This window comes from Aeromonas sobria, from assembly GCF_006243315.1.
Taxonomy (GTDB): domain Bacteria; phylum Pseudomonadota; class Gammaproteobacteria; order Enterobacterales; family Aeromonadaceae; genus Aeromonas; species Aeromonas sobria_A.
Map to the genome: position 1 here is coordinate 185,946 of NZ_NKWE01000045.1, position 15,262 is coordinate 201,207.

The following is a 15,262-nucleotide window of genomic DNA, read 5'->3' on the forward strand; positions in this document are numbered from 1 at the left end:
CCCGATCGCACTCCCGCCATGATGTGCCGCATTTATGAAGTACGGCCGCTGATCTGCCGTGAATTCGAGATGGGCGAGCCCGACTGTGTAGATGAACGGGACAAGTGGTTTATCACGCTAGCCTGACCTAGGCGCTCGATCGCACTCCCCGCCATGATGTGCAGCATCTACGAGGTGCGACCGCTGATCTGCCGTGAATTCGAAATGGGTGAGCCCGACTGTGTGGACGAGCGGGACAAGTGGTTTATCAACTTGGCGTAAGCCCTGCCACAGTGATATCGCAGGGATCGGGGGTGAGCTGCTGTTCCAGCCAGTGGATCGCTGCCGCCTCCTGTTCGAAATAACGCACCGCCCCGAATGGCAGACCCCTGAAGAGGTTATCTGCCAGATAGCGTTTGAAACCACCCTCTAACACCACCGCCAGAAACCGGCAACCACTGCTGGCGCACCAACCAAACTGGCGGCGAAAACGGGCCAGCACCTCGGGTCCGGCGGCTTCGAACTCGGTCGCTACCTCCACGATCCCCCAAGGCAGGCCGACCAGCTCGACCAATTCCTCGCGAAAGTCAGCCTCATAGGCCATGGCGCCTGCCAGATTAAAGGCGCCATTTGGCCGGCAGATCAGCATCTGCCCTCGGCGCACCATCTCGAATTGCCCATGTGGCTGCATCCCTGCTCCCTTGCGCTGCAACTGCCTGCAAATTGTTATCATAAGGTAATAATTTATAAAGAAAAGTCCAGTGAAAAACCTTTACCGATGAAGACCAGACGCCTCATCTGACTAGCCAGCAACGCCTTCTCATACCTTCATACTGTCACCATCCTGCACCGGATCAGCCTCAACAAAATGTGTGATTGCAGTTAATAAAAAGTTACTGCTATTATCCGCGCCGCCACAAACATTCCACCAGCCGAAAGGTTTGGCACACCAACAAGGATGCGCAATGAAAAACAGGGACTCGAGTCATTACCAACGGATCTGGCGCTGGCACTTCTACGCCGGTCTCTTTGTCGCCCCTTTTCTGATCCTGCTGTCGCTGACCGGGATCGTCTATCTGTTCAAACCCCAGCTCGATAACCTGATGTACCCCGAGCTGATGAAGGTCGCCCCCACCAGCCAGACCCTGAGTGCCGACCAGCTGCTGGCCAAGGTGATGATGGCCATGCCAGATGCCAGCCTGCGTAAATACCTGCCCCCTGCTGCTCCCGATCAGAACGCCAAGTTCATCGTCAATCGGGGCGAACAGGAGCTGACCCTGTTTATGGATCCTGCCAGCGGCGCCCTGCTCGGCACCATGGATAACAAGTGGAATCTGCAAGCGGTGGCCCGCTCCCTGCACGCCGACCTGCTGCTCGGCACCACGGGGGATCGGCTGATCGAACTGGCGGCAGGCTGGGGGCTGGTACTACTGCTAAGCGGCCTCTACCTCTGGTGGCCACGCAAGGGGCCCGGGATAGGCGGCATCCTCTGGCCCAGAATAAGCCAGCGCGGGCGGCTCTGGTGGCGGGATCTGCATGCCGTAGTCGGCTTCTGGGGAGCCGGTTTCCTGCTGCTGTTGCTGCTGAGCGGCATGACCTGGACCGGTTTCTGGGGCGATCAGTTTGCCGCGGTCTGGAACCGCTTCCCCGCCGCCATGTGGAACGAGGTGCCCAAATCGGCGCCGCTGGCCCGTACCCTGAATCAGGCTCATGAGCAGACCGTTCCCTGGGCGGTGGAGAACACCCCCATGCCCAGCTCGCAGCCAGCTAACAAAGAGCACGATCATGGCGCTATGAACCACGGCGAACACGAGGGGATGGTGATGGCAAGCCAGCGCATTGCGCTGCAACAGGTGGTCGAGACCGCCAGTGAACGGGGGGTCAAACCGGGTTACAGCATCACCCCGCCGGTGGGTGACACCGGCGTCTACACCATAGCCCTGTTTGCCGACGATCCGCGCAACGACGCCACCCTGCATATCGATCAATACAGCGGTAAGGTGCTGGCCGATGTGCGCTGGCAGGATTACGGCCCGGTCGCCAAAACGGTGGAGAGCGGCGTCATGCTGCACATGGGCAAGCTCTACGGCTGGCCCCATCAACTGGCCATGCTGATCATCTGCCTGATGGTGCTGACCAGTGCCGTGAGCGGCCTGTGGATCTGGTGGTGCCGCCGTCCGCAGGGCCGTCTCGCCGCGCCGCCGCTGCCAGCAACACTCCCGCCGATGCGCGGTGCCATCGCCCTGCTGATCCTGCTGGGGATCGCCTTCCCGCTGGTGGGGGCCTCCATGGTTGCCATCTGGCTGCTGGATACCCTGATCTTCTCCCGCCGCCCCCTCAAGGTGGCGCGCGCCAGCTAGTCGATAGCATCATCGACCACCAACAGAGAGGGCTCCCGCTTGGGAGCCCTCTCTGTTTCATTGCGTTTCATTGCAACCGACTTTCACTCCTGCTCGACCAGCAGGAGAATTCTCTTGGCCTTCTCAAAGTGATCGAGCTTGTGGGTCTGGATCCACCAGGTCGCCGCCTCCATCAACAACTCGGGATCGTCATTGCGATTGGCAAAAAAAGCATAAAAGGAGAGCCCGACCGTCTCCCCCTTCTGGGCGATTTTCTGCTGGCATACCTGAATGATTTTCTGTTTGAGTGATGCACGCATGGCAGTCTTCCTGTCTGACTGATTCAGTACCAACGCGTCGCATCGGCACACAAAAAGGGCTCCCGCCTCGGGAGCCCGTTTCACATAACAACAAGCAGGTCGCTCATCAGGAGAGCGCCAACCCGATGGAGAGCAGCAGACTGAACAGAAAGGCGCTGATGGCGGTCTTCTTGAGGGAACCGGTCAGCACCTCGCCATCGTAGCTTTCGCGCAAGGTACGGGCCGCATCGCTGAGAGGCTTCATGGCGGGCAGGAAGATCCACGGCCAGAAACTGGCGGGCTGGATCAGGATAAAGGCGATGGTTGCCAGCAACGCCGCCCCCAGCAGTACCCAGTGATAGGCGATGGCACGGTTGCGGCCAAGGCGCACCGCCAGAGTGATCTTGCCGCTGGCGGCGTCGGTCTCGATATCGCGCACATTGTTGATATTGAGCACGGCGGTGGCCAGCAGGCCACAGGCGGTGGCAGGCAACAGCAGATCCCACTCCAGCGTCTTGGTGAAGAGGTAGTAGGAGCCGAGCACCCCCAGCAGACCGAAGAACAGAAACACCGAAATATCGCCGAACCCGCGATAACCGTAAGGAGTCTTGCCCACGGTATAGGTCACCGCCGCGACGATGGCTGCGCCACCCAGCACCACAAATGCCAGGATCTGCAGCCACTGACCACCGAAGGCGCAACCCAGCAGCAGCAGACCGCTGGCCACCGCCGCCAGCGCGGTGAGCGCCATCGCTACCCGCATCTGCTTTTGGGTAATAAGGCCAGAAACCACGGCGCGCTGCGGGCCGATCCGATCGCCATTGTCGGCGCCGGAGACCGCATCGCCGTAATCGTTGGCCAGATTGGAAAGGATCTGCAGCAGAATGGCGGTCAGCAGCGAGAGCACCATGATGGTGCCATCGAAGGCACCACGACTGGCAGCCAGTCCCGCGCCCAGCAGGATGGAAGAGCAGGCCAGTGGCAGTGTTCGCAAACGCGCCGCCAGCAACCAAACAGAGAAGGTATTTGTCATATTGTGATGGCCAAACAATCGGATATTGATCGTGTTAAGGGTTATCGAACCGGATTTGGGTATACTTGGCCCCAGAGAGTGAAACACCCTCGGGCGATTTACATGGACGAATGGACGGATAATATATAGGAAATCCTCGCCCTTTGGCATAAACCCACTGAAACCTACATAAAGATCGGTGCAACCCGGCACCCATCACTGCAGGATCAGTCGTTACTATCCGGCTCAGAAAAGAATCCATGTTGGCTCAGACCCATATCAAGCAACAACTGGACGCCCTGCGTCACAGCAACGTCAGCGGCTTCGTACGGTTGCGAGTGGCGATCGAAATCCGCTCCTTTCTGGGCTGGCTCGCGGCGCAAACCCTCTATCCCCGCATCTACTGGCAGGCCCGTGGCCAGGATCGTCCCGAATATGTCGCGCTGGGCGCCATCCATGAGCTGACCGAGCCACACGCCATCAAACGGGTGTGCGCCAACGCGGCCAGCCAGCATCACGACGACAGCCCCCGCTACTATGGCGGACTGGCGTTCGATCCGGCCCAATCCGGCTGGCAAGGGTTTGGCCCCTGCCGTTTCGTGTTGCCCCGCATCGAGCTGGTGCGCCGTGGCGAGTGCGTCAGCCTCTGCCTCAACCTCTGGCTGGATGACGACAACCTCGCGGCCGAACTGCAGGCGGCCGAAGCGGCCCTCGATGCCCTGCGCCCGGAAGCCCCGCTGCCCGCCCTGCAAAAACAGCCCTGGCAGCGACAGGATTGCCCCGGCCCCGCCCAGTGGCAGGCGCTGGTGGAGCGGGTCACCGCCCCCGATTTTCAGACCCACACCCCCAAGGTGGTGCTGTCGCGGGAGAGCCTGCTGACCAGTCCGAACCATGATGCAGATATCAATCCCTGGGCCATGCTCGACCAGTGGGCCCGCCACGCCCAGGACTGCTTCCACTTCGGTTTTCAATTCTCCCCCGAGCAGGCCTTTATCGCCTGCTCCCCCGAGCGGCTCTACCGCCGGGAAGGGAGCCACCTCTTTACCGAGGCGCTGGCGGGCACTATCCGCCGCTCCGGCGATGAAGAGGTTGATGCCCAACTGGCCGCCGAGCTGCTGGCCGACAACAAAAACCGGCTGGAGAACCGGCTGGTGCACGCCGACATCCTCAGCCGACTAGCGCCGCTGGCCCACGATGCCACCCTGACCGAGCCGCGCATTCTCAAACTGCGGCTGCTGCAACACCTCAAGTGCGATATCGAAGCCGAACTCAAGCCCGGCGTCTGCGACTGGCAGCTGCTCGACGCCCTCCACCCGACTCCAGCGGTGGGCGGTGCGCCGCGCGAGGCGGCACTGGCGTTCATTCGTGAGTTCGAGCCCTATGATCGGGGCTGGTACGCCGGTGCCTGCGGCATGCTGAGCCGGGAAACCTCGGAGTTCTCGGTCGCCATTCGCAGCGCCCGCATTCAGCCGGGCAGCGTCACCCTGTTTGCCGGTGCCGGCATTGTCGCCGGATCCGAGCCTGTCGCCGAGTGGGCCGAGCTCGACAACAAGATCGCCAATGTGCTCTCCCTGCTGGGATAGCCATGACCCCTTTTCAACCCGCGAGAGCCCCTATGCCCACCCGTAAAGAGCCGACCAGCGAAGAGTTTGCCTGCCCCCCGTTTTCGAGCCAGCACGCCACCTTCAACCACGTCTGGTCTTCCCTCTTGCTGGAGGAGCTCTTTCGCCTCGGGGTGCGCGACATCGCGCTGGCCCCCGGCTCCCGCTCCGCGCCGCTGACCATGGCGGCCGCAGCACATCAAGGCTTTCGCCGTCACCTGCACTTTGACGAGCGCGGCCTCGGCTTTATGGCGCTGGGGCTGGCCAAAGGAAGCAACCGGCCGGTGGCGGTGATCATGACCTCGGGCACCGCGGTGGCCAACCTCTGGCCCGCCGTGGCAGAGGCCCAGCTCACCGGCGTGCCGCTGATTATTCTCTCCGCCGACCGCCCTCACGAGCTTATCGACAACGGCGCCAATCAGGCGATCGACCAGCAGGGGATCTTCGGCCGCTACCCCGTCTATCAGCAGAACCTGCCGAGCCCCACTCCGACCATTCCCGCCGCCTTCGTGCTGAGCTCGGTAGATCAAGCGCTGGCCAGGCAGGCGCTCACCCCCGGGGTGGTGCACTTCAACTGCATGTACCCGGAGCCCCTCTACCCGGGCGATCACTATCAGGATTTTGGCGACTATCTGGCCCCCCTCGGTGACTGGCTCAGCTCGCAAAGGCCATGGAGCCCGTGGCTCGCGATCGAACCGACCTGCCCGCCGCAACCCGAATGGCGCGAGTGGCAACACAAGCGCGGGGTGATTGTGGCTGGCCGGATCACGGATCCCGAACAGGCACAGGCGGTCACCGCACTGGCGGAACAACTCGGCTGGCCACTGCTGGCGGATCTGCAGAGCCAGATCCGCTTCGATAGCCGCAACCTAATCCACATGGATCTGGCGCTCAACGACCCTGAATTCGTCGCAGAGCTGGGCCGCGCCGAAGTGCTGCTGCAATTTGGCGCGCGGCTTATCTCCAAGCGGCTCGGCCAGTTCATCAAGCACCATCCATGGCAGGATTACTGGCTGGTGGATCCGCAACCGGCGCGGCTCGACCCCGACTACCGGTTGCGCAACCGGCTGATCTGCAGCGCCAGCGCCTTTGCCGCGGCTCATCCGGTCAGCACCGCTCAGATCCCTTGGCACCGGCTAGCCGAGCTGCAACACCACGCCAGCCAGCAGATCGTCGCCGCCTGCGATCGCTTCTCCGAACTCGGGGTCTGCCATCGCCTCAACCAGCTGATCGAAGGGCAACTGTTTGTCGGCAACAGCATGCCAGCCCGACTGATGGATATGCTCGGTGACACGGGCAAGGGGCCGAGCCGGGTGATGACCAACCGCGGCGCCTCCGGCATCGATGGCCTCATCGCCACCGCCTACGGTTTTGCCCAATCGGTCGAACCGGGCAGCAATGAGCCCACCACCCTGCTGCTCGGCGATCTCAGCGCCCTGCACGATCTCAACAGCCTCGCCCTACTTGGCAAGGCGAGCCGCCCCTTGGTGGTGATCCTGCTCAACAACGATGGCGGCAGCATCTTCCGCATGTTGCCGGTGCCCACCGAAGGGGAGCTGCTGGAGAGCTACTACCGGCTGCCCCACGGCCTCAGTTTTGAACATGCCGCCGCCATGTTTGGCCTCAGCTATCGCGCGCCGACCACTCTGGCCGAGTTCGAACGCGATTACCGCACCGCCCTCAAACATGGCGTTACCTTGATCGAGATCCGGGTACCGAGCGAGCAGGTAGCCGATGATCTCAAGGCGCTGGGGGCCGCCATCCGTGGCAAATAAGGATGCCAAGGTGCCGCTGGTGCTGCTGCACGGCCTGCTGGGGGATGGCGGCGACTGGCAACCGGTGATCGAGCGGCTGCCCGCCATCCGCTGCATTGCCCTCGATCTGCCCGGTCACGGCAGCCATAGCGCTCTGAGCGTCGATGGTTTTGAGCAGTGCCACCAGTGGCTGGTTGCCGAACTGGCCAGCCGCAATATTAAACGCTATCTGCTGGCGGGTTACTCGCTGGGGGGGCGACTGGCCCTCTATCACGCCAGCTGCGAGCCCGCCGGGCTCCAGGGGCTACTGCTGGAAAACTGCCACCCGGGGCTACCGGCCAGTGAGCGCACCGCCCGCATCCAGCACGATGAACAGTGGGCCCAGCGCTTCGAGCGCGAGCCCCTGGCCGAGGTGCTGGCAGACTGGTACCGGCAAGGGGTGTTTGCTGATCTCGACGAGGCAGCCCGCGCTCGCCAGATCGCCAAACGCCTTGGCAATAACGGCAGCGCCATCGCCGCCATGCTGCGTGCCACCTCGCTCGGCAAGCAGCCGGATCTCGCCCCCTGGCTCATGCAGTGCCAGTTGCCGGTCACTTATGTGAGCGGCAAGCGGGATCACAAATTCCATCAGCTGGCTTGCCAGCTGGCGAACCAGGATCGCAAAATCAACCACTTGGTGCTGGATGGCGGCCATAATCTGCATGCCCATCAGCCTGATAACTTTGCCCGACTCCTCACGGAGTGGGTCAACCAACAAGAAGAGACGAGTCATGATTGAAGCAATGACGGAAGCTGAACTGTACGCTCCTGTTGAATGGCAGGATTGCTCCGCCGGTTACGAGGACATCCTCTATCACAAATCCGACGATGGCATTGCCAAGATCACCATCAACCGTCCCCAGGTTCGCAACGCCTTCCGTCCCCGCACCGTCAAAGAGATGCTGCAGGCGCTGGCCGATGCCCGTTATGACGACCATATCGGCACCATCATCCTGACCGGTTTTGGCGAGAAAGCCTTCTGCGCCGGCGGCGACCAGAAGATCCGTGGCGACTACGGTGGATACCGTGATGACGAGGGGACTCACCACCTCAACGTGCTCGACTTCCAACGCGACATCCGCACCTGCCCGAAACCTGTGGTTGCCATGGTGGCCGGTTATGCGGTTGGTGGCGGCCATGTGCTGCACATGATGTGTGACCTGACCATCGCCGCGGACAACGCCCAGTTTGGCCAGACCGGCCCGAAAGTCGGCTCCTTCGACGGCGGTTGGGGGGCTTCCTACATGGCTCGCATCGTCGGCCAGAAGAAAGCCCGCGAAATCTGGTTCCTCTGCCGCATGTACGATGCTAGCCAAGCCCTCGACATGGGTCTGGTCAACACAGTCGTGCCGTTGGCCGAACTGGAGCGCGAAACCGTGCGCTGGTGCCGCGAAATGCTGCAAAACAGCCCGATGGCGCTGCGCTGCCTGAAAGCCGCTCTCAACGCTGACTGTGATGGTCAGGCGGGCTTGCAGGAGCTGGCGGGCAATGCCACCATGCTGTTCTACATGACCGAAGAGGGTCAGGAAGGCCGCAACGCCTTCAACGAAAAGCGTCGCCCCGACTTCTCCAAATACAAGCGGAACCCCTGATGACACTAGCCCTGTATCGCTATCAACTGCCTTTTACCCAGCCACTGACCTTTCACGGCAAGGTGGAGGTGGCGCGAGAGGGGCTATTGGTGCGCATCAACGACGGCTGGGGGGAGATTGCCCCCCTGCCCGGCTTCTCGAAAGAGAGCCTGCAACAGGCAGAGGCGGAAGCCCTTGCCACGCTGGCGGCCCTGGCCGCTGGCGACACCCCGAATCCCGTGCTGCCGTCGGTGCAATTTGGCCTCGACTGCGCACGCCGGAAATGGCCCGAGCAGCGCAACCCGCTGCCGGAGCCCTATCCCCTCATTCAAGGCTCCCCCCAGGAGCTGCTGCGTAACTGGAAAGCCTGGCTGCACCGCACCCCCAACAAGGCCAAGCTGAAGGTGGCGCGCTACCCGATGCGTGACGAGCTGGCGCTGATCCGCCTGCTGTGCGATCGCCTCCCCTCCCTCAAGCTGGTGCTGGATGCCAATCAGGGCTGGACCCGCGAGGAGGCATGGACCTTCTGCGGCCATCTCGATCCGAACCGCATCGAGTATCTGGAAGACCCCTGCGCCGATTTTGCCGACATCGCCTTTGTCGCCAACCGCACCGGCATGCCAGTGGCGCTGGACGAGCTGCTGGCGCAAGGCAAGCCGTGGGAGCCGATCCCGCAACTGCGCGCGCTGGTGCTCAAACCCACCCTGCTCGGATCCCTGGCCAACTGCGAAGCGCTGATCGCCCGCGCCCGCGAACTGCGGCTCAAGGTGATCATCTCCTCCTGCTTCGAATCGGATCTGGGCCTGAACCAGCTCTTTCATCTGGCAGGCGAGTGGGCACCGGAACAGGCGCCGGGGCTGGATACCCGCCGCTGGATGGCTGGCAATCTGCTGGGGGAAGATGGCAAACCGGATCTGAGCCGACTGGAGCAACTGTATTACCGTGATTGACCCCTCCTGCTCATCCGAACAGACGCCTTGCCCGGTACGCCACCGGGCAATCACCACCCCGGACCACATTGCCATCCACTCCGCCGCCCCCCTCAGTTACCGCCAGCTCGATGCCCGCCTCAACAGCCTGTGCCAACAGCTGGAACAGGCCGGTGTGCGCCGTGGCGATCATCTGGCAGCAGTGGTGCGCGGTGCACTGGAAGATGTGCTGCTGGCCTGGGCCTGCGTGCGCAGCGGCGTGGTGTTCTGCCCGCTCAACCCCGCCTTTCCCGTTGAAAAGCAGCGCGAGCTGGCGGTGCAACTCGATGCTGGCGCCTTCTGGTCAGCAGGGGAGATCCCGACGGGAAACTGGCAACCCTTGCTGCTCGACTTCGCGCGCGAACTGCCGGCAAGCGAGGAGGCGTGGCCGCTGGCATCGACCCAGCTCAACAACATGATCCTCACCTCGGGATCCAGCGGCACGCCGAAAGCGGTGGTGCACCGGCTGAGTAACCACCTTGCCTCGGCGCGCGGCTCTGCCAGCCTCATTCCCCTCGATGAGGAGTGCGGCTGGCTGCTCTCCCTGCCGCTGTTCCATGTCGGCGGCTACGCCATCCTGTTTCGGGTCTTTCTGGCGGGCGCCACTCTGGTGCTGGATCAGCGTGAGCGGCCCCTCAAAGAGCGGCTGGAATGCCAGCCCATCACTCACTTGTCCCTGGTGCCGACCCAGCTCTGGCGCCTGCTGGCAGAGGCTTTTGACCCAGCGCGCACCCGCCTGCGCGAACTGCTGCTCGGTGGCGCCGCCATTCCGCAACCGCTGGTGCATCGCCTCTGTGCCATGGGGCTGGTGCCTAAAGTAAGTTATGGCCTCTCCGAGATGGGCAGCCAGGTCTGCACCGCTGTGCCCGGTGATGCGGGCGTGGTTGGCAAACCGCTGCCGGGGCGGGAGGTGTGCATCAGGGAGCAGGAGATCTGCGTGCGCGGCGCCACCCTGTTTGCCGGTTACTACCGAGATGGCGTGCTGGATCTGCCCCTCGATGGCGAAGGCTGGTTTCATACCCGCGACAAGGGGCGGTTCAGTGCGGCAGGGGAACTGCTGGTGGAGGGGCGACTCGACAACCTCTTTATCTCGGGCGGGGAGAATATCCAACCCGAGACCATAGAGCAGCGACTGGTGGATCATCCCGCCGTGGCCCAGGCGCTGGTAGTGCCGGTGCCGAGCGATGAGTGGGGGCAACGCCCCGCCGCCTTTATCGACTGGCACGGCGAACCGGTTCCCTACCCCGAGCTGGCAGCCTGGATCCGCAGCGCCCTGCCCGGCTTTATGGTGCCCGACCAGTGGCACCCCTGGCCCGATCTCGGCGGCAATCTCAAGCCCTCCCGCCAACAGTTGGGCAAGGTTGCCCGACAGCTGACCACCTTGTCACAACAAGCTGAATGAGATCAGACTCACAATTTCCCGATCTTCTCTGAAAACAGAAAAAGAAACATGTGAGTCCTTGCTGCGGCGCCAACCCACGACAGTTCGATCAGATTAAAAAACACACCATCTTATTGATTCATTTGATTTTTAATTGGTGGTTGATATCCCTTTGAATCCCTGTAGATTGCATTGCGATTACTCGCAAGACAATACACAAACAACAACAAAGGGATAAAAATGAACCGTTCGGGTACCGGGTGGCTGCTGCTGGCAGGCCCACTGCTTTTGGCTACATCCTCGGCGCAAGCCAACTACTCCCCCAATGACTGGCGACAGTATCAGCTGACTGGCGAATCGAGCCAGCAACTGGCCGCTCGCATCACCGAGATCACCTACGAACTCAAGGCGCGCAGCAGCAGCGCGCCCTACCAGCAGCTTAGGGTCTACCGCCGCTTCGACTGGCAGAGCAGCGAGCTCGGTGCACTGGCCGAGCAGCAGTGTGGCGAGCCGCAGCTCAAGGTGGATGCAGGCTGGCAGATCCGCTTCGTGCGCTGTGAAGATCGGATACCGGCGGGCAAGCTTATTCCCGCCAGCAGTTATGACTTCGGCTATGGCCTCAAGCAGGGTCGCTGGGAGCAGCTGGGGGGCACGCCGACCGCACAGCGGCAGGATCGCCTGCCGCTGCCGCAAGCCATCATCCTTGGTCAGAGTGAAAGGGAGCTGGATCGCTGCGAACTCAACGCGCAAGGCCGCTGCGCCGAGCCCGAGTGGCACTATCAGCCGCAGGATTGGCAGCAGTTGCAGGTACTTGAAGAGACACCCAGCGAGCGGGATGGCCGGCTGGAGCAGATCTTCTTCCGTCTGCAGCCGATTGCAGGCAGCCAGGCTGCCGCTCAGGTCAGCGAGATCCACGTCTGGCGCCGCTATCAGTGGCAGCTGGATCAGCTCACGCCTCAGCAGGAGTGTGATGAGCCCCAAGAGCGCAAGGAGGGGAGCAACACCATCCGCTATCGCATCTGCCGTCAGGTGATCCCCGCAGGCAGCGAGGTTCAGGTAACGCTGCAAGATAGCGGCTACCAATACCCGATCGCGGGCGGCGAGTGGCAGCCCCTGCCAGAGAGCAAAGAGTGGCAGGAGAGCCGGGTGCTCAATCGCCCCATAGTGCTGGCCAGCAAGGAGGAGCAACTGGAGTGCCGCCGAGCCAATGGTCGTCTCTGCTCCGAACCCGAGCAGCCCGATATGGATCTGCTCGATAGCGATGCCGCCAAACTGGTGGCCGACGTGAGCGGCCAGAACAGTCCTGCCTGGCAGGCGGATTATGGCCACGATGACGCCAAGCTGATGGCGGTGGTGCGCGGCATGCGTGCCCTGCTGGCGGCCAACCAGCCGACCCATCCGGCGATGGACAAGCTGCTCTACTATGTGCGCGCCCACAACTACCACGGCGGCGTTGGCAAGGAGAGTGATCAAGTCGCCCGGGCGCTGGCCGGGGTGATGATTGACCTGCTCAACCACCCCCTGTTGTTGGGAGCCGAACCGCAGGATCAGGCAGGCACAGTGCTGGAAGCCTGGAGCGTGGCGGCGCAGGGACAACTTGGACAAGCCGCCTTCCGCCAGAGTGCCGCCCCCATGCTGGCCCAGCTCAGCCAGGCGCTCGGCTATGCGGTGCAACATGCGGCGCAAATCAATGGTCACAAACCCTGGGCTGATGGCCTGTTCGAGCTGCTCAATCTGGTCGATCAGAGCGCCTCTTACGGGCAGCAGGCAGACTTCAGCGCGGCGGTGCTGCAACAGGAGGCGGCATTGCGCCAGAACCTGCTGCAACTGGGCCTGAGCGAACTGGCCCTCTGGAAACAGCGCGATGGCTCACGGGATCTGTTTATTTTCAACAACATCCTCGATGCCCATAGCCGTCTCTACCAGATGATGCGCTATCTCCATCACACCAGCCCGGATGAGGCGATCGCCTATCGCCAGCAGCTGGATCGCGATGTCATCGCCATCATGCGCCAGCAGGGGCTGATCCCGGGTGGCCAGCATCCGGCGGCCATGCTGGAAGAGGTCTCCCTGACCCTCTCCAGCTACTACCTCACCTACACGGATCGCACCAGTGAAGCCTGCGTCAGCGGCGAATTCGCCGGGCTCTGCACCCCGATCCGCATGGAAGATATCCTGTCGTTCGAGCACACCTGCTCGCCCACCCTGCGCCTGCGCGCTCAGGATCTGACCCAGGCTCAGGCCGAGGGGATCTGCCGTGAGCTGGGTGACGAGGAGCAACGCTTCCACCAGCTGATGGAAACTGGCGAGCAACCGGTGGCCGATGATCACAACGAGGCGCTGGAGCTGGTTATCTTCAACTCCTCTGCCGACTGGGGCCGCTACGGCAGCGCGCTGTTTGGCGTCTCCACCGACAATGGCGGCATCTATATCGAGGGGGATCCGGCTCGCCCCGGCAATCAGGCGCGCTTCTTCGCCTATGAGGCGGAGTGGAAGCGCCCTGCCTTCCAGGTGTGGAACCTGCGCCACGAGTACGTTCACTATCTGGATGGCCGCTTTAACCAGTACGGCAGCTTCGGCCACTATCCGCTCAATCGCACCACCTGGTGGTCAGAGGGAATTGCAGAGTACATCGCCCACGGCCAGTGTTTTGCCCGTGGCCTGGATAACGTGGCAAACCGCCCCGCCAACCAGCGCCCGACACTGGCGGCGATCCTCCACCTCGATTACGAGCAGGGGGGCGAGATGGTCTACTCCTGGTCCTATACCGTGCACCGCTTCCTTAACGACACCGGTCGCGGCGCCAGCTGGCTGACGCTGGCACAGGCGCTGCGCAATCAAGATCAAAAGCAGGCGATGAGCGACTTCGAAGGGGAGCTGGACCGGCTGATCGCCAACGACAGCGACGCCTATCAGGCGTGGCTCGGCCGGGATCTGTTGCCATGGTGGCAAGCCAACAAGGAGTCTGACATCTGCAAGGGCAATGATTCGGCCCACTGACCCATCGTAACGACGCGAGGGGCAGCCACGGCTGCTCCTCTTTTTTCCGGCGTAGTAGCCAGCCCATCTGATGCGGCAACCTCTGCCCGCAAGAGCGCTACCTACTCATCAAGCCTGACGCCAGCGGCCGAGTTGTAATAGAATGGCGATAGCCACTCCTCACCTCAGATCCTGACCGCACCGCGCATGAAGAAGTTTGCCAAAATCCTCCTCGCCTGCCTTGTTTTGCTGCTGGCACTGATTGCTTCGCTGCTGGCCTATAGCGAGTGGATCGTCTCGGATGCCCGTCACTACACCTACGATCAGGTGGAGCAGGTGCCCTACAACCGGGTTGCGGTGGTGCTGGGTACCTCCAAATATCTCTCCGGTGGCGGCCCCAATCACTACTTCAAGCACAGGATCAAGGCGGCGGCCGAGCTCTACAACGATGCCAAGGTGGACTTCATCATCGTATCCGGTGACAACGCCACCGTGCAGTACAACGAGCCGCGCCAGATGCGGCGTGCCCTGATCAAGGCGGGCATCCCCGCCTCTGCCATCTATATGGATTTCGCCGGATTCCGCACTCTCGACTCAGTGGTGCGAGCCAAGGAGGTGTTCGGTCAGGATCGCTTTACCGTGGTCTCCCAGGGCTTTCATAACGAACGTGCCATTTTTATCGCCCGTCATTTTGGTATCGACGCGGTCGGCTTCAACGCCGAAGACCCCAGTGCCTATCAGGGGATCCGCACCCGGGTACGGGAAGTCTTTGCCCGCCTGATGGGGCTGCTCGACCTCTATGTACTGGACAAGGGGCCCAAGTTTCTCGGGGAGCCGGTGCCCATTGGTCTGCCTGTACCTTGTAAATCTCTGAGCACCATCGGCAGCCTGCAACCCTGCCTCAAACAGCCCAAACCGGCCGTGGGTGAGATCAAGCCAACGGCGGTATCCGCTGCTGTTGCAGTCACTGAACCGGTCACACCGGCTGTATCAGCAACGGCAGCCACTGAGCAGGTCACTCCGACTGTATCAGCAGCGGCAGCCACTGAGCGGGCCACGCCAGCGGTATCCGCAACGGCAGCCACTGAGCTGGCCACTCCAGCTGTATCAGCAGCGGCAGCCACTGAGCAGGCCCCGCCAGTTGAATCAGCAGCAGCAATGACTGAACCGGTCACCCCCGTCAAACCAGCGGTTGAAGCCGCCGCCAAGCCCCCCACTGCGACCTTGCCAACAGTGCCGGTGGCGCCCTCCGCCGCCAGCGCCAGCGTGCCCGCCCAATAACAAAACAAACGACCCGCCAGTTGGCGGGTCGTTTGGTATTGCATGCACTGCAGATTGCG

Annotated in this window: 12 protein-coding genes; 9 read left to right on the forward strand and 3 right to left on the reverse strand. The window is 62.3% G+C overall.

The features are described 5' to 3' along the window. Window positions 1-247: 247 nt before the first annotated feature. Complete coding sequence (locus tag CF137_RS15700; protein ID WP_139720150.1) at window positions 248-670, reverse strand: hypothetical protein; 423 nt, start codon at window positions 668-670, stop codon at window positions 248-250. 274 nt (window positions 671-944) lie between these two features. Between CF137_RS15700 and CF137_RS15705 the strand changes: the two genes are divergently transcribed. Continuing rightward, complete coding sequence (locus CF137_RS15705; RefSeq protein ID WP_139720152.1) at window positions 945-2,339, forward strand: PepSY-associated TM helix domain-containing protein; 1,395 nt, start codon at window positions 945-947, stop codon at window positions 2,337-2,339. Between the two features lie 83 nt (window positions 2,340-2,422). On the opposite strand, the gene CF137_RS15710 is transcribed toward CF137_RS15705, so the two are convergent. Continuing rightward, a complete protein-coding gene (locus CF137_RS15710; RefSeq protein ID WP_139720154.1) occupies window positions 2,423-2,638 on the reverse strand; it encodes a DUF6500 family protein in 216 nt (71 codons plus the stop codon). A gap of 106 nt (window positions 2,639-2,744) precedes the next feature. Then, a complete protein-coding gene (locus CF137_RS15715; RefSeq protein WP_162515956.1) occupies window positions 2,745-3,650 on the reverse strand; it encodes a 1,4-dihydroxy-2-naphthoate polyprenyltransferase in 906 nt (301 codons plus the stop codon). Between the two features lie 239 nt (window positions 3,651-3,889). On the opposite strand from CF137_RS15715, the gene CF137_RS15720 reads away from it, so the two are divergent. The 8 genes from CF137_RS15720 (at window position 3,890) to CF137_RS15755 (ending at window position 15,203) form a co-directional block, all read left to right on the forward strand. Then, window positions 3,890-5,212 (forward strand): isochorismate synthase, encoded by a 1,323-nt coding sequence (locus CF137_RS15720; RefSeq protein ID WP_139691808.1) that lies wholly within the window; start codon window positions 3,890-3,892, stop codon window positions 5,210-5,212. A 32-nt stretch (window positions 5,213-5,244) separates the two neighbouring features. After that, entirely contained in the window at window positions 5,245-7,005 is a 1,761-nt protein-coding gene (menD, locus tag CF137_RS15725; RefSeq protein WP_139720158.1) for a 2-succinyl-5-enolpyruvyl-6-hydroxy-3-cyclohexene-1-carboxylic-acid synthase, read from the forward strand. Next, window positions 6,965-7,762 carry a 2-succinyl-6-hydroxy-2,4-cyclohexadiene-1-carboxylate synthase gene (menH, locus tag CF137_RS15730; protein ID WP_139720160.1) on the forward strand — a complete coding sequence of 266 codons (798 nt, stop codon included), beginning with the start codon at window positions 6,965-6,967 and terminating at the stop codon, window positions 7,760-7,762. Before menD ends, menH begins: the two co-directional genes overlap by 41 nt. After that, entirely contained in the window at window positions 7,755-8,615 is an 861-nt protein-coding gene (menB, locus tag CF137_RS15735) for a 1,4-dihydroxy-2-naphthoyl-CoA synthase (RefSeq protein ID WP_101315866.1), read from the forward strand. The genes menH and menB overlap by 8 nt, the downstream gene beginning before the upstream one ends. Continuing rightward, window positions 8,615-9,544 (forward strand): o-succinylbenzoate synthase, encoded by a 930-nt coding sequence (menC, locus tag CF137_RS15740; protein ID WP_139720163.1) that lies wholly within the window; start codon window positions 8,615-8,617, stop codon window positions 9,542-9,544. Before menB ends, menC begins: the two co-directional genes overlap by 1 nt. Then, window positions 9,537-10,964: an AMP-binding protein gene (locus tag CF137_RS15745; protein ID WP_139720165.1), complete on the forward strand. Its 1,428-nt coding sequence runs from the start codon at window positions 9,537-9,539 to the stop codon at window positions 10,962-10,964. Before menC ends, CF137_RS15745 begins: the two co-directional genes overlap by 8 nt. Window positions 10,965-11,183: 219 nt before the next feature. Then, window positions 11,184-13,943: a collagenase gene (locus tag CF137_RS15750; protein ID WP_139720168.1), complete on the forward strand. Its 2,760-nt coding sequence runs from the start codon at window positions 11,184-11,186 to the stop codon at window positions 13,941-13,943. 186 nt (window positions 13,944-14,129) lie between these two features. After that, complete coding sequence (locus tag CF137_RS15755) at window positions 14,130-15,203, forward strand: SanA/YdcF family protein (RefSeq protein ID WP_139720171.1); 1,074 nt, start codon at window positions 14,130-14,132, stop codon at window positions 15,201-15,203. The last annotated feature ends 59 nt before the right edge of the window (window positions 15,204-15,262 follow it).